General features: G+C 36.6%; 15 protein-coding genes. 7 read left to right on the forward strand and 8 right to left on the reverse strand.

The features are described 5' to 3' along the window. Positions 1 to 71: 71 nt before the first annotated feature. The 5 genes from B1R93_RS08980 to B1R93_RS09000 form a co-directional block, all read right to left on the reverse strand. Positions 72 to 3440 (reverse strand): UvrD-helicase domain-containing protein, encoded by a 3369-nt coding sequence (locus B1R93_RS08980; RefSeq protein WP_088103646.1) that lies wholly within the window; start codon positions 3438 to 3440, stop codon positions 72 to 74. A gap of 1 nt (position 3441) precedes the next feature. Beyond that, a complete protein-coding gene (locus B1R93_RS08985; protein WP_088103647.1) occupies positions 3442 to 6291 on the reverse strand; it encodes a PD-(D/E)XK nuclease family protein in 2850 nt (949 codons plus the stop codon). Beyond that, positions 6288 to 6740, reverse strand: a complete 453-nt coding sequence (locus tag B1R93_RS08990; RefSeq protein ID WP_088103648.1) for a GNAT family N-acetyltransferase — start codon at positions 6738 to 6740, stop codon at positions 6288 to 6290. Before B1R93_RS08990 ends, B1R93_RS08985 begins: the two co-directional genes overlap by 4 nt. A 107-nt stretch (positions 6741 to 6847) precedes the next feature. Further along, entirely contained in the window at positions 6848 to 7204 is a 357-nt protein-coding gene (locus B1R93_RS08995; RefSeq protein ID WP_088103649.1) for a YisL family protein, read from the reverse strand. Between the two features lie 68 nt (positions 7205 to 7272). After that, positions 7273 to 7791 (reverse strand): LURP-one-related family protein, encoded by a 519-nt coding sequence (locus B1R93_RS09000; RefSeq protein WP_245308249.1) that lies wholly within the window; start codon positions 7789 to 7791, stop codon positions 7273 to 7275. 144 nt (positions 7792 to 7935) lie between these two features. On the opposite strand from B1R93_RS09000, the gene B1R93_RS09005 reads away from it, so the two are divergent. The 3 genes from B1R93_RS09005 to B1R93_RS09015 are packed head-to-tail and all read left to right on the forward strand — an operon-like array spanning position 7936 to position 9864. Next, entirely contained in the window at positions 7936 to 8298 is a 363-nt protein-coding gene (locus B1R93_RS09005) for a GntR family transcriptional regulator (RefSeq protein ID WP_088103650.1), read from the forward strand. A gap of 2 nt (positions 8299 to 8300) precedes the next feature. Further along, a complete protein-coding gene (locus B1R93_RS09010) occupies positions 8301 to 9176 on the forward strand; it encodes an ABC transporter ATP-binding protein (protein ID WP_088103651.1) in 876 nt (291 codons plus the stop codon). Further along, a complete protein-coding gene (locus B1R93_RS09015) occupies positions 9169 to 9864 on the forward strand; it encodes a hypothetical protein (RefSeq protein WP_088103652.1) in 696 nt (231 codons plus the stop codon). The genes B1R93_RS09010 and B1R93_RS09015 overlap by 8 nt, the downstream gene beginning before the upstream one ends. Before the next feature lie 224 nt (positions 9865 to 10088). On the opposite strand, the gene B1R93_RS09020 is transcribed toward B1R93_RS09015, so the two are convergent. Then, complete coding sequence (locus tag B1R93_RS09020) at positions 10089 to 11720, reverse strand: Na/Pi cotransporter family protein (protein WP_425348944.1); 1632 nt, start codon at positions 11718 to 11720, stop codon at positions 10089 to 10091. A gap of 371 nt (positions 11721 to 12091) precedes the next feature. Here B1R93_RS09020 and B1R93_RS09025 point away from each other — a divergent pair, with 371 nt between their 5' ends. The 4 genes from B1R93_RS09025 to B1R93_RS09040 all read left to right on the forward strand — a co-directional run bounded on the left by B1R93_RS09025 (position 12092) and on the right by B1R93_RS09040 (position 16806). Next, a complete protein-coding gene (locus B1R93_RS09025) occupies positions 12092 to 12400 on the forward strand; it encodes a PadR family transcriptional regulator (protein WP_088103654.1) in 309 nt (102 codons plus the stop codon). 19 nt (positions 12401 to 12419) lie between these two features. Then, on the forward strand, positions 12420 to 13613 hold the full coding sequence (locus B1R93_RS09030; protein ID WP_088103655.1) for a chromate transporter: 1194 nt from the start codon (positions 12420 to 12422) through the stop codon (positions 13611 to 13613). 171 nt (positions 13614 to 13784) lie between these two features. Then, positions 13785 to 15503: a methyl-accepting chemotaxis protein gene (locus B1R93_RS09035; protein ID WP_245308250.1), complete on the forward strand. Its 1719-nt coding sequence runs from the start codon at positions 13785 to 13787 to the stop codon at positions 15501 to 15503. A gap of 182 nt (positions 15504 to 15685) precedes the next feature. Then, positions 15686 to 16806, forward strand: a protein-coding gene (locus B1R93_RS09040; protein ID WP_088103657.1) for an IS3 family transposase whose coding sequence is annotated in 2 segments (ribosomal slippage) — positions 15686 to 15935 and positions 15935 to 16806 — 1122 coding nt in all. Because the reading frame shifts where the segments join, the coding sequence is not laid out codon by codon here. Positions 16807 to 17036: 230 nt separating this feature from the next. Here the strand turns inward: B1R93_RS09040 and phoU are convergent. Both phoU and pstB read right to left on the reverse strand, forming a co-directional pair. Next, positions 17037 to 17681: a phosphate signaling complex protein PhoU gene (gene phoU, locus B1R93_RS09045; RefSeq protein ID WP_245308289.1), complete on the reverse strand. Its 645-nt coding sequence runs from the start codon at positions 17679 to 17681 to the stop codon at positions 17037 to 17039. A 24-nt stretch (positions 17682 to 17705) separates the two neighbouring features. Next, on the reverse strand, positions 17706 to 18539 hold the full coding sequence (gene pstB, locus B1R93_RS09050) for a phosphate ABC transporter ATP-binding protein PstB (RefSeq protein ID WP_088103659.1): 834 nt from the start codon (positions 18537 to 18539) through the stop codon (positions 17706 to 17708). Between the last annotated feature and the right edge of the window lie 19 nt (positions 18540 to 18558).

The raw sequence follows: 18558 nt of genomic DNA on the forward strand, positions 1-18558 counted from the left end.
TATCTATTAAAACTCTCTTACCTCTATTATAACATGACTTTAGGCTTAGTTCATGATGATTATAAAAAGTCTCATTCGTTATTTTTAATCATTTCATAATCAGTTCTCGTTGTTGAGTTTGCTCTTAATGCATGCAGCTGCTCGATCGCTTGATAAACAGCTTTCTCTTCATTAGGCTCATAGGTAATTGAATGTAGTGGCTGTTCCTGATCACGAAGAACGAATAACGACATAGCGGAGACCGACCTTCCCATTATGTGTTCATAAGCCATTTTATACAAATAGAGCTGTGGTTTATACATTTGAAGAAGTTCAGCACCTGATGCCTGGATACGATTCGTTTTAAAATCGATTATATGAACCTTTCCATCCTTTTCTACTATCTTATCTACCTCGCCAATGACCTCAACACCATTTATCCGAAACGTAAAACTCCACTCATTTTCGAGACTCTTCCCCAAATCCTTCCTTTTCGCTTCATCATAACTAGCCATTAAATTTTTTACAATCGTTACGTACGCAGATTTATTCTCAATTTCTTCAATATAGGAACAAGCATCTTGAATGGCCATTTTTTCTGTGAATCCATAATCTCGAAGTTCGCAGGCGCGATGGACAATGGTACCTACCTTTGCAAAATCAATTGATGACGTTGCTCCAACTCCCTTCTCGTTCAAGCGCTGTTCACTTATTCCTAAGATGTACCTCTCATAATAGAGGATAGGATCTTTCATAAAGGTCATAATTTCGGAAACAGAAAGAGAAATTACTGCTTCCTTCCGTGGGATGATTTGAACCGGTTGGTATTTTTGGAGCTCAGTTTCCCAAACTTGTTGTTCTTCTACTTCATTTATTTCAAGACACTCATCTGATAGACTTGTCTCGGCTTGAGCCTGTCTGATTAGTTCAAGCCATGAATGCTTTGCATTACGGTCTTCACCTAGCATAATTAAATAGTCTCTTGCCCGCGTCATTGCTACGTAGAAAAGTCGCTTAGATTCTTCACGTGCTTCTGCATTTGCTTGCTCTTTTACTGCTGCATAACCTGGTGTCATCAAATGCGTCGGTTTATTGCCGATCATTTCTGCTTCTTCCTCTATTTGAAAGACAATTCCTTGAGTTGGATGAAAACGAATCAAGCCTTTATCAGATTGTGGACTTCTTTCAAGCTGTGGTAAAAAAACAATAGGAAACTCAAGACCCTTCGAAGCATGGACCGTCATGATATGTACAGCATCACCATTTATACGCTCCGTCTCTGATTCGCCTTCCTTGCTACCTAGCAAAATACGTTCATCCAGTTGTTCAACCATTTCCTCATAAACATTCGCACCATCTGCTACAATTGTGGCAATTAATTTTTCAACATTTTTAACCTTTTGCATTCCGTTTGGTTGAAGAAGTAACGATTGCTGTAGTCCTGATTCCTCGAAAACTTCATATAATCTTGCTTTTAATGATTGATGCACCTGCAGTGGAACCCAACGCGCTAACCATGATTGAATCTTGGAACATGCTTGGACAATCTGTTCTGGAAAACGGTCCATCTGGGTCAATCCTCCACATAGAACATCAGCAAACGATTGATACTCTTGGCATTGCTGCCGGATAAAAGCAAAATCCTTTAACGTTAAACCGAATAACGGACTCCTTAGTAAGGCGAGTAAATGAACCTCTTCAAAAGGGCGGTTTAACCAACGAAGAAGCGTGATAAAGCCGACAATTTCCTGTCTTTCATAAAAACCAACTCCACCGTAAACGGTATAAGGAACACCTTTAGATGATAAAGCACGCTCTAAGCGTAAAAGCTCGGTTCTTGCAGGTATTAATATCGCAACATCCTTCCATTGCGGAGCCCTCCATTGTTCGTTTTCAACTACACGTGGTTCGCCTTTTTTGATTATAGTAACCAATCGATTAGCTAGTAATTGAAACTGATCAAGCTCATCCTCTTCTTCACTTTTGATTATGAGTTCAACCTTTTTTTCCTTTTCCTTTTCCTTTTCTGATTTTCGTTCTGCATCTAACGGAGCATACACCGTTTCATATGTCTCTGTCAGTTCATCAACCATGGCATGAGAAAATAATTGATTTACTACCTTGATAATTGGGGCTTGTGTTCGATAGTTTTTATTCATTAAAATTGCTTCTGCATGATCAGCATTCGCTGCCCTTTGTTCCATTTCATTCATTAAACTAACGTTGGCCCCGCGAAATCGATAAATAGATTGCTTTGTATCTCCGACAATAAACCGATACAGCGGATTAATACGAAAAAGCATATCAAGCTGGAGTCGATTCGTGTCCTGAAATTCATCGATCATCATATGGCGAAACTGCGTTTGACAAGCTTGTTGAATCATTTCATTGTTTAATAATGCGACAGCTTTTTGTTGTAAATCAGAGAAATCAACGAATCCATACTCATCCTTTTGTTCACGGTAAAGATGATCAAACTCTTGCAAAAGTTCAATAAAACTAGTTAAAAGATTTACCGTTTGCGAATCGACTGCCGTCGTACCTCCTAACGCTTTCCACGTTTCCTTTAAAGGTTTCCAGTGATGCTCGAATAATTCATATAACGATGGAACTTGCTCTGCCCATTTTTTATCACTACGCTTTGGCATCACTTCGCTTATATGACGAAAATAGCTCTCATTATCATCGAAGCTGTAATCTAACGAAAAAGCAGTTGATAACCGCTCCACATGCGAGGATTGAGCTTTCGTAAGCATGTCAACTGGGGGGAATTGTTGAGCACAACGACAGGCCTGTTCATGAAACTGCTGAATCAACTTGTTTTTTTGTGCTTCCTTTTCTGTTATCTGGATATCTAGCATCATCTCAGCATTTAATGTGGCAATCACATTTTCCCCTGCTAAAAGCTCTCGAATCTCATCATATATGTCCTCTAGATAAGAATTTAATTGCGTTCTAGTCATATATGAAAAAAAGGGTTCTGCTTTTTTAACAAATGAAGCCTGATTAAATAGCCGTTTTAACGTCTCTCTTTTTAATTGCTTCGCCTGAACCTCATCAATCACACGTACACGAGGAGGCAGTCCCGCACTCATCGCATATTGTCCAAGTAACTGTTGACAAAAGCTGTGAAACGTAGAGATATGCGCCCGATCTAGCAATTCCTTTTGTTCTTTCCAAAAGCTGTTTTCCTTAGTTGTTACAGCTTCATCCATTTTCTCAGAGATACGTTTACGGATACGGTCCTTCATTTCTCTGGCCGCCTTTTCAGTAAACGTAATCGCAACAATTTCCTCAACTGTTGCACCTAAATTATGATTAGGATTTTTAAATTTTTGCTCACAAAGATAAATAAATCGTTCGGTAAGAACACGTGTTTTTCCAGATCCAGCTCCGGCTGAAATTACCACGAATGGTGACTCACTGAAAATAGCGGCCTCTTGGGCTTTATTAAAGTTCATCTTATATTCCTCCACTTTCCTTTTGTTCCTCCGTAACACGACAAACTGAGCGATATGAACAAAACGCGGAGCACTCCAATGGTTTTACAGGGAAATTCCCCTTCATTCCTTGCCATAGATTTTCTATTCGCTGCTCTAACTCATATTTTTCTAGAAAAGCATTTGTCCCAAGCTCATCCTCACGATTACGGCATTGAGCACTTACGTTATATTGTGATTCTTTGCCAACATGCTCCGACCGCCAAATCCCATTTCCCGCCCGTTTTCCTGGCTCTTTTAGTGAAATATATGAAGCGCCGTGCGCAGGAACGGAATGACCTTTACGTTGAAGTTCCTGACTTATAGCATGAGTATAGAGGGGAAGCTGAAGTTTTAACCCAGTCCGTACCTCCTCCTCCATTTTGATTGAAGCGTTCCCCGTTTTATAGTCATAGAGAACGAAGCCATCCTCTTTCACATCAACCCGATCTACCTTACCTACTAAAACGAGCCGTTCACCACTTCGTAGATTAAGCTCCCAGCGTATACCTGTTTCCATCGTATCAATTTTCATATCTTGAACCTTAGGGTTGTCCCAAAAATGCTTACATTCTGCTTGCCACCATTTTGATAATTTCCGTTGCCATTCCTTTTTAACAAGTTGCAAATCAAGCTGGGAAATGTCATGTGAATGGGCCTCAATATGCTCCCAAAGCTCTTCAAAACGTAATGCTATTAAGGCAGGTACTTGCTCTTTAATTTCCGCAGTTATTTGCCCAAACGGTAGTCCGATTAACTCTAGTTCTTTATAAACTGATTCTATTAATGTATGAACAAGCTGACCAATATCGAGTGGAGAAACTTGTTCTAATTGTGTTTGTGGCTCCTGAACATGGAATACGCGCTCCATTGCATACTTAAATGGACAGCGTGCGTAGCTCTCAAGCTCTGTAATCGAAACAACCGGCTCCTTCCTTTCTACCTCTACCGTTTCCTCTCCTAAAGCCAAACGCTCGATATGTTGGTTCATTTCTTTTAGTCGCTCCGGAATCTCCTCTACTTGAAACCCTTTCCCTAAGTGGTAAGCGATTTTTTCAGAACGATCTCGTAACGAAATAGCAAACGAATGGGATAATCTCTTCTCCCAAGACCAGTTGCGCTTCTTCAATGATAGATCAGCTAATAGAGGGGAAGGCAGCAACGGATGACTCGGATCTAGCCCTTCGACATACGTAAATGTTATCGATTCTGCGATATAAAAGAGCTGTTGAAAATATGCGTCTTGTTTCTTTCTAAAATGAGCTTGATTCGGCTTTCCAAAACGGATCGGCATTTCGTACAAATCACGCTCTTGCACATAACCACTTAGCTGATGGGCAGCAGGAAATATTCCCTCATTCATTCCAACAACATACACTTTTCTACCAGAAAAAAGAGCAATATCACGCCATGAATGAACTTGAACACCTGTTTTTGTACCACGTTCTATATATAGCTGCGTCGTTTCACCTATTTCTTTAAACCAATCTTGAAAAATATCCACATCTAGTTCGAAAGATGTTAAGCTTTTTTCCTGAAGTTCATTTTCATAGTTTGAAAGTTTTTCAAGTAACACATCTAATGCCTTCTGTTCAAGGATAAACTGTTTTAGCTTGACGGTATTCGTTTCTGCCATACTCTTTTTCTCCCATTCAAGTTCAAAGGCGAATGCTTTTATCAACTCATGCATTCGTTCAAGATAGGAAGACAAACTCGCTGCTTTGGGCCATGTTGTTTGAAGAACAGTCTTGTAAGCAGCGTCTATCACTTCATCGACGATTTCATTTGTCTGCAAAAAGTGCTGCTTTACTTTCGCATACTGTAATCCTTCAACAAAATAAACTGAGAGAAGCTGTTCAATCAGAGGTAGACGCTCCCATTTTGTTTGATAGGCTCCAGTTAGTTGGATACAAGATAACAATACATTATGAACACGGGTATTTCTTAAAGGAATCGTCTTCGAGCGATTAATAGGAATACCATTTACTTTTGCCTGACGCATAAACTCCTCATAATCACGACGCTCATCGACCATTAGGACTGCAATTTCCTCAAGGGGACACTCAGACACTAAAATATCCGTTAGTACTCCGTTCCACTCTTCTTCCTTTGTAGTAGCTGCCACGATCTCCATTTCAGAAGTCCGAAGTTTATTTTCATTTATTTTGTAATTAGAAGTAAATCCAATTCGCACAAGCTCAGAAATCGTTTCGTCAATAATTTCAAGTTTACAGTGATTTGGTAAATAAATATCAATCTCTACTCCTGCTCTTTTTAACGCCTCTAAGAGCAAGAACTGGAGCGGACTGAAGTCGTAATAACCATCTACTATAACCTTTGAAATTAGTGGGGCGTCCTGACTCTCACTCAATACATGAATCGCATGTAAAATAACATGTTCAGGGTCGAGGAGATTTCTCTTATATGTTTGTTGCTCATATGCTTCAAATAGAGAAACCAACCTGTTCAAAGATTCGGGTACTTCATTGAGTGTTAAGCCTAGACGCTTTATTTGTCCGTACGTATCGGCATACCCTCTAATTTTCCCTTGAGTGATATGCTGCTTGTCAAAAAATTGTTGAAAAAACAAGGTGCGCTCTTGCTCAGTTAATGCGATAAAGGTCTCACCTACTTGGTGAAGAAGGTAATCTGCTACGTCATCAAATGTCGTAAATAGTAGACCTGGTTGGCGATTACGTGCTGTTTGTAGCCACTTCATAGAAGGAAGCAAATAAAAAACAGGTTTTTCTGCTTGTCGTTGCCATTTAAATGCCTCGGCTAACCGATTAGGATGTGCAATCATTGTAAGTTCTGTTCCGTAAATTGCTGTCATTTCCTTTTCACCTCTCGTATCATGTCAACATGTGGAATCCCCTCATCATCATAAACACCCGAGACGGTAATAAAACCAAAAGATTGATAAAAGCGCTCTAAGTAATGCTGTGCCATAATTTTGATAGAACTCGTCCCACATTGCTCTTCTAAATAATGGATTGAGTGATTTAATAGTTCTTTTCCGTACCCTTTATTTCGTTTTGAAGCCCGAACAAGAACGCGTCCAATTGAAGCTTGTTCACACAATACCCCATGAGAAAACAAACGACTATAAGCTACCACTTGCTCTTCATCTCGCCCAATTACGTGAAAAGCCTTTTCATCAAGTCCGTCTAACTCACGATATGGACAATTTTGCTCAACTACAAATACATCGATCCGTAGTTGCGTGATCTCATAAAACTCTTTAGTCGTTAACTGTGTAAATGGCTTGATTTCCCACTTCATTTAACCCGTCCTCCCCTTTAACATTGCTTTAATTTTACCAAACTTTTTATAAAAAAAGAGAGGATGACACAAAAGGAAATTATTACCTTTTGAGTCATCCTCTGCAATTAATTATTGCTATACCCAATTACAACTACTACAATTAGCGATACAGCAAACAAAATCCAATACATACTCGCTTTCGAGCCGAGTGTACCTTTTTTCGTCCCGACAAGGATCATTTCCATCGCATACAGAAGCACTAGTGCTAGTACACCTTTGAAAACAAACAGAAGAGGGAACTGATAAATAACTAACATGCCAACCCCAGATACAATCATAATCAAATAAAATAATCGTAAAATCATTTGAATAATTTTCGCACCCTTTTCTTTTCTAGCTTTTAGCAAGAAATAGCTAACAAAGAAAAGAATGATCATTATCGCCCAAGAACCGATGTGTGACTGATAATACATACTTAACATAATAATCCCCCTGTTTCATAGTCATCCTTCCCTATTATACCCACTTAAGAGAAACAAGGGAAGTCTGACTACTGTGCAGCTCCTCCTCCTGAACTAGTAGCTGATTGATTTCGACTCTGAATCGCACTAATCCCCATTACAACAGCAACCCACTCATTTGTTGAGATCTCTTTACTATTGTTCATTAAACGAAAAGCGGGTGAGGTAAAGAACCCATTTATCTTTTCAAAGTGGACGACCAACTGACCAGATTCATCCCACACTTTATATTCGCGAGAAAATGCCTCAGATTCAATCATATAGTTGCCATTAGCAGTAGCATATTCAAATTTTTTCGTAAAAAATGAAAATCGTTGCCGGACAATACCAAGTTCGTCCTCCTCCCTATCAACAACCCTCCACTTATTTGAGAAAAATGGAAAAAAGCCTTTTACGATAGTTACCTCATTTTCATCTAGAATATCAACACTGGAAGAGAACGCGCTTTTTAAATCAAGCCACCCTAGTAATCTTTGATCTTCGTCAAAGATTTCAGTTTGCCCTGCTGAAAAAAAATTATCACGAAAATAAACAATATCATTCATCATTCTCACCTCTCCTATTTTTATACGAGTCAGTTTGGGTTTAGTTTCACCCTATTGGAAAATTTTAATAAGTATTGACAAAATAACCCTACTACACATATAGTTAATTACATAACTAACTAACCAACGAAGGATTGGGGGGTAAAAATGGATTCCCACTTAAAAGAGGATAAACCAATTTTTCAACAAATCGCAGAAGTTGTAGAAACAAGTATTTTAGATGGCTCGATAAAAGAAGGGGATAAAATTCCTTCAACCAATGAATTTGCTAAGCATTACCAAATCAATCCAGCTACTGCAGCAAAAGGCATTAATCAGTTGGTTGATCAAGAAATCATTTATAAGAAAAGAGGGATCGGGATGTTTGTATCAATTGGAGCTAAGGACATTATTCTTGCAAAACGAAAAAAAGATTTTTTTATTGATTATATTGTTCCTTTAAAAAACGAAGCGAATAAACTAGGTTTATCTTGTGAAGAAATCATTGATTTACTACAGAAAGGAGACTAAAAATGAGCATTGAATTTGTTGAAGTCACAAAAAAATTTGGAACGAATAAAGCTTTACGTAACTTAAATTTAACTCTTGAAAAAAACAAAATATACGGCTTATTAGGTAAGAATGGTGCTGGAAAAACAACGTTAATGCAAATATTAGCTGGTCATGTCCTGCCCTCAAATGGAAAAGTATTCATTGATGGAAGTAACCCATTTAACAATCGGTCTATTTTAAGTCAAATTTGTTTAGTAAACGAAAGTCAAAACTTCAAACGTCGTTTAAAAATTAAAGAAGTATTAAAAATTGCTTCCCTTTTCTATCCAAATTGGTCAGAAGAAACAGCCACTTTTTTATTAGAACAATTCCATTTAGATCGAAACATGAATACAAAAGGATTATCAAAGGGAATGGAATCGGCCCTTGGGATAACGGTAGGCCTTGCTAGCCGCGCAAATTTCACCATTTTTGATGAACCTTATATTGGCTTAGATGCATCATCACGTTATCGCTTTTATGAGTTGCTCCTTGAAGAATACGAGCAACATCCTAGAACGATCATTTTATCTACTCACCTAATAGATGAGGTCAGTAATTTGTTTGAAGAGGTTGTAATACTAAAAAAGGGAGAACTTCTCCTACAAAAAGAGCTTGATGAGCTAATAGAGCTTAACCTAAAGGTTAGTGGGAATAAAGCGGCAGTAGATCAGTTTATAAAAGGCAAACATATTCTACATGAGACAGAAATTGCCGGAAGAAAGACAGCTATTTTATTTGGGGATGTATACTCGATTGCAGATGCAAAGGCTTGTCATTTAGAAGCAGAACGGTGCCCAATTCAACAATTAATGGTTTATTTAACAGAGGAATCAGGAGGAGAAAAATATGTTTAAAGACATTCGTGCGATTCTTTATTATCTACTCGTAGATTTTAGATTTAGTTTTACCGTGTTTTGGTCGATTCTAATTTCTAGTTTGGGACTGATGTTTATACTAGCTAAATCATTCGATACACATGTTATAGCTTCACCAAGTCTTGCTATTTTTATTTATTGTGGCGTATCTGGTTTTTTATTAACAAAAGATACCTTTCCTAATTGTATCAAACTTGGTGCGACTCGAAGTCAATATATAATCGGTGCAACGATTTTTAATTTAGGGTTAGCGATGGTCATGTCTTTCGTTCTAGTTCTAGTCAATTTACTATTTGAATCAATCCTTACGTTAAATCAAGTAGAGAATGTATCACTTTTATATTCTGTTCAAGCTACATCATTACCAAACTCCTCCTTTCATCAATTTTGGTTTGACTCGTTAATCAGCTTTCTATTTATTTCAATAGGCTTTTTCATAAGTTCTGTATTTTATCGATTAGGTCTAGTTGGTGGATTAACACTTTTAGCAAGTCTTACAGTTCTATTCATCCTCCCATTAACAAGAGAGCTTATTGTTAACAACTTTGTGGAATTCAAATCTCATTCACTTGTCGTCAATTATGGAGGGCTCCTCGCTCTTTCACTCCTAGTCATTTTCCCAAATTGGGGTCTATTACATCATGCATCCACTGTCCAGAAGCACTGACATAAGCGTTAATTGTAAACAAAAAGTTAATTTTGTTAAGTTTTTATAAAATGATTTTCGACAAATTGCATCGATATTTTTGATTTGATATAATTTTTTTGAATACTTCTCATCCCAATTAGTATTCATTCGACAAACTGAAAAACGACTGGATCCCCATCCAGTCGTTTTTCTTATATTATGCTAGAAAAGAGATAAAACACTCCATCAACTGCCTCAGCGATTTAGTCTTCACCGATAACGACTTCAGCAATATTTACTGCATGATCTCCAATACGTTCTAAATTACTGACAATATCCACATAGGAAATCCCTGCAGACCCGGTACAACGATTTTCATTAAGACGTATGATGTGTTTCTTTCTAAGCTCACGCTCCATTTTGTCAATTCTATCTTCTTTCTCAAGAACCGCCCTAGCTTCCTCTACATTGCGTGTTTCTAATGCTTTAATAGCCTGTCTATAAGTGGATAATGTTAAATCAAACATTTTATCTAGATCTTCAACTGCCGAATCAGAAAATTTCACTTTATTAACTATTTTCCCTTCAACTAATTCCATAATATTTTCCATATGATCGCCAATTCTCTCTAAGTCCCTTACGGTGTCTAAAAGCGTGGAATGTAGTTTTGAATCCTCTGTAGAAAGCGAATGTGATGATAGTTGAACTAAATAATCTGTTATTTTTCTATCCAAATTATTAATTGCGTCCTCAAATTGTGGAATTAGTTCGCCATGTTTCTTCTCTTGTGTTTTCATATAAAGTCCTACTTCTTCAAGTCCCTTTTCAGCTAATTCAGCCATTCTTAATACTTCTTTCTGTCCCTGCCCAAGGGCTATTGAAGGTGATTCCCTTATAAAACGTTCATCTAAGTGTAGAGCTTTATATTCTATAGCAGACTCTTGACCTGGTATGATTTTAATTACAATCAATGCCAAAATTGCAATAAAAGGTAACTGAATAATTGTATTCGATACGTTAAATATACCGTGTGCAAATGCAATGGTCATTTCAGGATTAAGATCCATCGACACTTGAAGTTTAGAAATTAAAATAACAAAAGGTTTAAATAGAATTAGGACAATTACTGTCCCTATTAAGTTAAAGATAACATGAGTTAATGCAGCCCGTTTTGCAGTAATAGAGGCACCTATAGCGGCTAAAACAGCGGTTATCGTTGTACCAATATTATCACCAAAAAGTACTGGAAGTGCTGCATTTAAATCCATTAACCCTTGAGAAAACAAGGTTTGTAATAAACCAATTGATGCGGAAGAACTTTGTACAGCCATTGTAAAAATTGTTCCAATTAGAACACCTAATAAGGCATTTTCACTCATACTTACAGTTAAGTCTGCAAACGCTTGTACTTCTTTTAATGGCTTTAAAGCATCCCCCATTAGATTCAGTCCATAAAAAAGAGCACCAAACCCAAAGAGAACTTGTCCATAATTATTTACTTTATTATTTTTAAAGAAAAATATTAGGAACGTACCTACTGCAATAATAGGCAGTGCATACTTTGAAATTTTAATACCGATAATAAAAGCTGTGACGGTTGTACCGATATTAGCACCCATGATGACACCGATAGATTGTTTTAAGGTCATAAACCCAGCATTTACAAGACCAATTGTTAAAACTGTAGTACCAGTACTTGTTTGAAGCAGAATGGTAACAACAATTCCCGCAAGAACCCCCATAAGCGGATTTGTAGTAAAACGGTCTAAAATTTCTCTCAAACGATCTCCTGCTGTTCTTTGGAGACCATCCCCCATATACTTAATTCCAAATAGAAAAATCCCTAATCCCCCAAAAAACATAAACAATAATGTTTGTAAATCCAAAACAATCATCCCTTCAGTTCGACATTTTTCAGCACATACGTACAATGTTAAAAAAGTATTAAGAATATGTAAATATTAATATTATTAATTTTTTGTAAAGAAAATGTAAGCGCTTCTTTAAAGCCATTTAACATAAGTTTTGTTTACGTTCTGTCTAACATATCTGACAGTAGCTTTACCTCCCCTTACCGTTATTAATCTAAAATCAATAACTTATTACTTATTATGCTCAATTAACCCGCGCCTATTAATAACAAGAGGCAAATTAGGGAGTTATTATTTAAAATTTATGTTAATTTATTTTGAATCAATTGAATCAGCAAAAATATCTTGTTATGCTCGTAATATCGAATTTCGATATTGAAAAGGAGATGAACAGTTTGGAGGATAGAGTATTACGAAAGCTTTTCTTAGGCTTTATTCAAATACATATCTTACATCATGCGCTAGAACATCCTATTTTCGGATTATGGATACTAGAGGAGTTAAAGGAACATGGTTACGACATCAGTGCGGGAACCCTATATCCTATTCTTCACAACATGGAAGCAGATGGACTACTAAGTAGAGAAGAACAAAAGGTTGAAGGGAAAATTAGAAAGTATTACTCAACCACTAAAAAGGGAGAAGCTCTCTTAAGAGAAGCCAGAAAGAAAGCCTTTGACCTGTTTAAAGAAATTAAAGATTAATACAGAAAGGAAGATGATTATGAATAATACGAGCAAAAATAAGTTAATTTTATTATTCGAAATTTTAATGGTTTCAACTAGATTAGGGCTCACCTCATTCGGAGGTCCAATTGCCCATTTAGGTTATTTCCACGAAGAATATGTTCGCAGAAGAAAATGGATGGATGAAAAGAGTTATGCCGATTTAGTTGCATTATGTCAATTTCTTCCTGGTCCAGCTAGTAGCCAAGTCGGAATTGGAATTGGTGTTATGCGTGCTGGTGTTTTAGGTGGGGTTGTTTCATTTCTAGGATTTACCCTCCCATCAGTTATTGCTCTAATCGTTTTCGCTTTGCTACTTAACAGCTTTGGATTTACTGATGCAGGTTGGATTCATGGATTGAAGATTGTCGCTGTTGTCGTAGTAGCTCATGCAATATTAGGAATGGCCAAAAACTTAACACCTGATGTTAAGAGAAAAACTCTTGCACTTTTTGCAATCGTTGCAACTTTACTATGGCAAACCGCATTCACACAAGTTGGAATCATTTTATTAGCAGGTTTTATTGGCCTTCTATTATATAGAAACCAAACGATTGATTCAGAATCAGAAAAAATCAATTTCCCTATTTCGCATCGTTTTGCTATCGTTTGTTTAACACTATTTTTTGGATTACTTATTATTCTACCAATACTAAGAGAAGTCACAAATTTAACTTGGATTGCAATGTTCGATAGCTTTTATCGCTCAGGTTCTCTTGTTTTTGGTGGAGGACACGTTGTCTTACCTTTACTCGAGCGTGAATTTGTTCCAACAGGTTGGCTTACTGAAGAAGAATTTCTTGCTGGATATGGTGCTACCCAAGCAGTACCAGGACCGCTATTTACATTTGCTGCTTATATTGGTGCAGTTGTTAACGGTTGGCAAGGTGGTCTATTAGCTACGGTTTCCATCTTCCTCCCAGCATTCCTTCTAATTTTAGGAACTTTACCTTTCTGGAACTCATTGCGCCGGAACCCTAAAATAAAAGGAGCTTTAATGGGTGTTAATGCAGCAGTTGTCGGCATCTTAATTGCTGCACTTTATCATCCTATTTGGACGAGTTCAATTTTATCTACAATTGATTTTGCCTTAGCAGCTGTATTATTCAGTATGCTAGTGTTTTGGAAGCTACCACCTTGGGTGATCGTTTTAACAGGGGCCATTGGCGGTTTCTTATTAACATCCTTATAACTACTTTAACCAGGATGATTGGAGCATCCTGGTTTTTGCATTTTTCAACTTTCTTTTACATAACTTGTCAATAATTGACGAATTTTTACTAAAACTTAATAGTTCCTTAATAATCAACTGTTACTATTTAACTAATAGATATACAAATGAAATCATATGGGGGTTATTTATTTGGGAACTAATAGTTATAATTTCTTACTTCAGACCAAAAAAAATTATTTGCATTTTTTTAATAAGATAAGTTTACGTAACCGATTGTTGAGCATTTTTATCTTATTATTAGTCTTATCAAGTGTAACAGTTGGTATCAGTTCATACGAAAACGCCAAAAATATGACAGTTGAATCAATCGAAAATCGTTTACTTCGCGAAGTTGAGTTAATGGGATATATAGCTGCGAACTTAAAATTTCTTTATGTTAGTGATGATGACTATTTTAATCAACAATTAGAATTAAATGTTCGCTCACAGCATAAAAAACTCGAATCAGATGGGATGGCGGCTGACTTCTTTTATATAGTTGACAGTCAGTATCACCCTTTCAAGGTGAGTGAATCCTCTCTTCCACCTTTATCTGATTCACTCATAAATAAAATAGAGCATAAAAAGAACGGTATTTTTAAAGACACGATAAATGGACAAGACTTCACAATCACCTTTCATGAAATGGCAGAAATAAACGGAACCTATGCACTAATCGTAGAAAATAAATCATTTATGGGCCCCGTAACACAGATGGCCAATTTCACACTTATCGTGATTATTACTAGCATTGTTTTGTCTACGATTATTATCTTACTTTTCGTTCGCTCGATAACTAGACCCTTAACTTTACTTAGAAAGACGATGCGTGAAGCTCGTGAAGGAAATTTATCATCATCTGGATCACTTAATACAACGTTACCCGAAATTAACTCCTTACATAAAAGCTACGAAGCGATGATTAAACAGATGAGAATTATGCTTCAAGAACTTAAAGACACTACCGAGGAACTAGATCAAACGGGTGGTGAATTAAAAGACTCATCAGATAATGCCCTATCCTACAGTCATCAATTAATAGAAGCGATAAATGTTGTAAAGCTAGGTGCTGAAGAAACAGCCAGTAGTTCTGAAGTTAGTGTAAATAGCTTTAAAGAAATGAAACAAAAAGTTGAACGAATCATGAATAATATGGATGTTATATTTAGTCACTCTGAAGATATGACTCTTTCTGCCAACCGGGGAGAAACGAAGGTAACTGAGTTAATCGAGACCATCCGCACCTTTGAAAAAGATTTTACACACTTAACGAGCACTATTAAGCAAGTAAAAGAATACTCTCTCTCAATCACAAGTCTTGTCGGCCTCATTCAAGGAGTTGCGGAACAAACCAAGCTTTTAGCTTTAAATGCAGCTATCGAAGCGGCTCGAGCTGGTGAATCTGGTAAGGGATTTGCTGTAGTTGCAAATGAAGTCCGAAAACTAGCTGAACAGTCATCCACCGCGACTGAAGAGATTACAGTATCGATTACCAACATGGAAAATGTAACAATTGAAGCTACTCAAGAATTCGAACAAATGCTAACAAAAACAAAAACAAATTTAGGAATGGCAAATGAGTCCAAGGACTCATTTGATGAGTTAATGCAAGAAATTTCAGGAGTTAGCTCTAATCTTAAAGGAATGAAGCAAGAGTTAAACGTTTTAAAAGATATTTTACCTGAACTTGAACAGGCATCACTAAGCTTTTGTTCCGTATCACAGGAAACATCTGCTAGCGCAGAAGAAATGCTAGCCACAAGTGAAAGTCAAATACAACAAGTAGAAACAACTCATCAAATTGGTTTAAAATTAACAAGTCTTTCACGTTCACTTTCTACCATGACACAAAAGTTCAAGGTTAACTAAGCGATACAGGGTGTACCACAAAAGATTATCCTTTTTGGTACACCCTGTTTATCTTGTTTATCTGGAGTTAATATAACATTTCATTTTGTACACTATAAATTAAAATGGATAGGCTACACTTAGTTGGACAGATTTTTTAAGGTCAAGTAGACTACAATTAATACGATTGAGGAGAATCTATAATGACCAAAAGAAAACGTCGAACGTTTAGTGAAGAATTCAAAAGACAAATCGTACAACTTTATCAAAGTGGCAAACCCCGTAAAGAAATTATTCGTGAATATAACTTAACACCTTCGACTTTTGATAAGTGGGTCGCCCAAAGTCAGAATTCAGGTTCTTTCAAAGAGAAAGATAATCTTACTGCTGAACAAAAAGAGCTACTAGAGCTGCGTAAGAGAAACAAGCAGTTGGAAATGGAGAATGACATTTTAAAGCAAGCCGCGCTGATCATGGGACGAAAGTAGATGTGATTCGTAACAACAAGCACAAATACTCAGTATCAGCAATGTGTGACGTCCTACAACTCCCAAGAAGTACGTACTATTACGAAGCCAAAACAAGACCAAATGTAGATCCACTAATGAACGAAGTCACCCGTATCTTTCATGAAAGTCGTCAAACCTATGGAACTCGTAGAATCAAACAAGAGCTACAGAAACTTGGACACGTTGTGTCCAGACGACGGATTGGAATGATGATGAATGTTCAAGGACTTGTGTCCGTCTACACAGTCGCTCAATTTAGACCACACGCTTCAAAACCAAATGAATCCAATGATAGAAATGAACTAAATCGTAAATTTGGACAAGACGAGGCACTAGCTGTCGTTGTCAGCGATTTAACATATGTACGAGTCGATAAAAAATGGCATTACATATGCTTATTTATTGATCTCTTTAATCGTGAGTTAATCGGTTATAGTACGGCTGAAAAGAAAGATGCACATCTTGTTTATCGAGCATTAGCTTCGATTAAAGCGGACTTAAATCAGATACAAATGTTTCACACTGATCGTGGAAGTGAATTTAAAAATCAGTTGATTGATGATGCATTGAAGACATTCTCGATTCAACGCTCTTTAAGTATGAAAGGTTGTCCCTATGACAATGCGGTTGCAGAAGCAACGTTCAAGGTCATTAAAACCGAGTTTATTAAAGGCAGACACTATGAGAGTCTAGAAGAATTAAATCGAGAATTAAGTGATTATGTTCATTGGTTTAATCATCACCGAATTCACAGTACGCTGGGTTATACAAGCCCAGTTACTTATAAATTGAAACACCTTAAAAATATTGTCTAGTTTTGTGTTGACAGTCCAAAATGCTTCGTAAAACATTATAGACTATAAAACCATATCGATAATAGAATTTAAAGCAAGTGGTTGTTGTTCTTAGCTACTGCTATTAATATTCATGTTCATTTCAAAAAAAGAAAAGAAACCTAATTAGTAGTGTAAGTACTAATTAGGTTTCGCTTTTCCTTTAATCATATTCCTTTGCTCTAGCGCGAAAATCGTTTAATAAAGTTGAATCAATTTAAATCAAAATGCTGACCGTTCACTTCATAAACGACCCATTCCGCAATATTTGTTGCATAATCCGCTATTCGTTCGATATAACGACCAATAAACGCAAGTTGAGTCACTTGATCAACTTCTAATTGCTTGTGACTAATTTGAAAAAGAGCTCGAATAAATTCTCCATATAAATGATCTACCTTATCATCCATAGTTGCAATTTTTTGTGCCATTAAAATATCCGTGTTCTCAAATGATTCTAATGATATTCGAATCATATCTTGAGCAATTAAAAACATCGTAATAAGCTTATCTTCATATGGAATAATTGATTCTTTTTTTAAACGCATAGACTGTTTTGCAATATCAACGCTTAAATCAGCTACTCGCTCCAAATCACTTGATATTTTTAAGACAACGATTAGCTTACGTAAGTCTGTAGCGACTGGTTGTTGTTTAGATATTAGCAATGTAACTTGGTCGTGTAATTCTAACTCTTTCTGATTTATTAAATAATCCTTGTTTATTATATTTTCCATTGTTCCTTGATTCAATGAGATAAATCCCTTTATCATCTCATCTAATACACTTTCAACTCGCTTACCCATTTTGATTAAATCATTTTTGACATTTTCAAGTTGAAAATGAAAACTCCGCACAACCAAATTAGCACAGCACCTTTCTTACCCAAATCGGCCAGTAATATAATCTTCTGTACGACTGTCAGTAGGATTAGAGAAAATTGTATCTGTATTGTCAAATTCGACTACCTCACCATTTAAGAAAAAAGCAGTTTTATCAGAAATACGTGCTGCTTGCTGCATGTTATGAGTTACGATAATAATAGAGTATTCTTTCTTAAGCTCCTGTATTAATTCCTCAACTTTTAAAGTCGATTTCGGATCTAGTGCTGATGTTGGCTCATCCATTAAGATAACATCTGGCTCAATTGCTAAACAACGTGCTATACAAAGACGTTGTTGTTGACCTCCGGATAAGCCATAAGCATTCTCGTTCAGACGATCCTTAACTTCATCCCAAATAGCCGCACCACGCAAACTACGTTCAACAATTTCATCTAAAATCTTTTTATTTCTAATCCCATGAATTCTTGGACCATAGGCAATATTATCATAGATAGATTTTGGAAATGGATTTGGTTTTTGAAAAACCATGCCAACACTCGTACGTAAATCCTCTACTTTATATGATTTATCAAGAATGCTTTTTCCTCTATAAGTAATGTCCCCTGCAATTCTAACAATTGGGACTAACTCTACCATACGATTTAGTGTTTTAATATAAGTTGATTTTCCACAACCAGAAGGTCCGATAATTGCTGTCACTTCTTGTTCATGAATTGAAAGATTAATATTTTTTAACGCATGGTCCTTTCCGTACCAAAGGTTTAAATCCTTCGTATCATAGACGAGACTCTTCTCTAAAGTATTTGCTTGAACCAGTTCATCACTCTGCCTAAAAACAACATCCTTCTTTTCACTCGCTAAAAGACTCATTTTTATGCCCCCCTATAAA

The organism is Halalkalibacter urbisdiaboli (assembly GCF_002156385.1).
Classification (GTDB): Bacteria; Bacillota; Bacilli; order Bacillales; family Bacillaceae_D; genus Halalkalibacter_A; species Halalkalibacter_A urbisdiaboli.

Coding starts and splice junctions, on each gene's coding strand:
- B1R93_RS09005 (WP_088103650.1), top strand. CDS start 7,936: ATGGATTCCCACTTAAAAGAGGATAAACCAATTTTTCAACAAATCGCA.
- B1R93_RS08995 (WP_088103649.1), bottom strand. CDS start 7,204: ATGTTAAGTATGTATTATCAGTCACACATCGGTTCTTGGGCGATAATG.
- B1R93_RS09015 (WP_088103652.1), top strand. CDS start 9,169: ATGTTTAAAGACATTCGTGCGATTCTTTATTATCTACTCGTAGATTTT.
- B1R93_RS08980 (WP_088103646.1), bottom strand. CDS start 3,440: ATGAACTTTAATAAAGCCCAAGAGGCCGCTATTTTCAGTGAGTCACCA.
- B1R93_RS09010 (WP_088103651.1), top strand. CDS start 8,301: ATGAGCATTGAATTTGTTGAAGTCACAAAAAAATTTGGAACGAATAAA.
- B1R93_RS09020 (WP_425348944.1), bottom strand. CDS start 11,720: ATGATTGTTTTGGATTTACAAACATTATTGTTTATGTTTTTTGGGGGA.
- B1R93_RS09030 (WP_088103655.1), top strand. CDS start 12,420: ATGAATAATACGAGCAAAAATAAGTTAATTTTATTATTCGAAATTTTA.
- B1R93_RS09000 (WP_245308249.1), bottom strand. CDS start 7,791: ATGATGAATGATATTGTTTATTTTCGTGATAATTTTTTTTCAGCAGGG.
- B1R93_RS08985 (WP_088103647.1), bottom strand. CDS start 6,291: ATGACAGCAATTTACGGAACAGAACTTACAATGATTGCACATCCTAAT.
- pstB (WP_088103659.1), bottom strand. CDS start 18,539: ATGAGTCTTTTAGCGAGTGAAAAGAAGGATGTTGTTTTTAGGCAGAGT.
- B1R93_RS08990 (WP_088103648.1), bottom strand. CDS start 6,740: ATGAAGTGGGAAATCAAGCCATTTACACAGTTAACGACTAAAGAGTTT.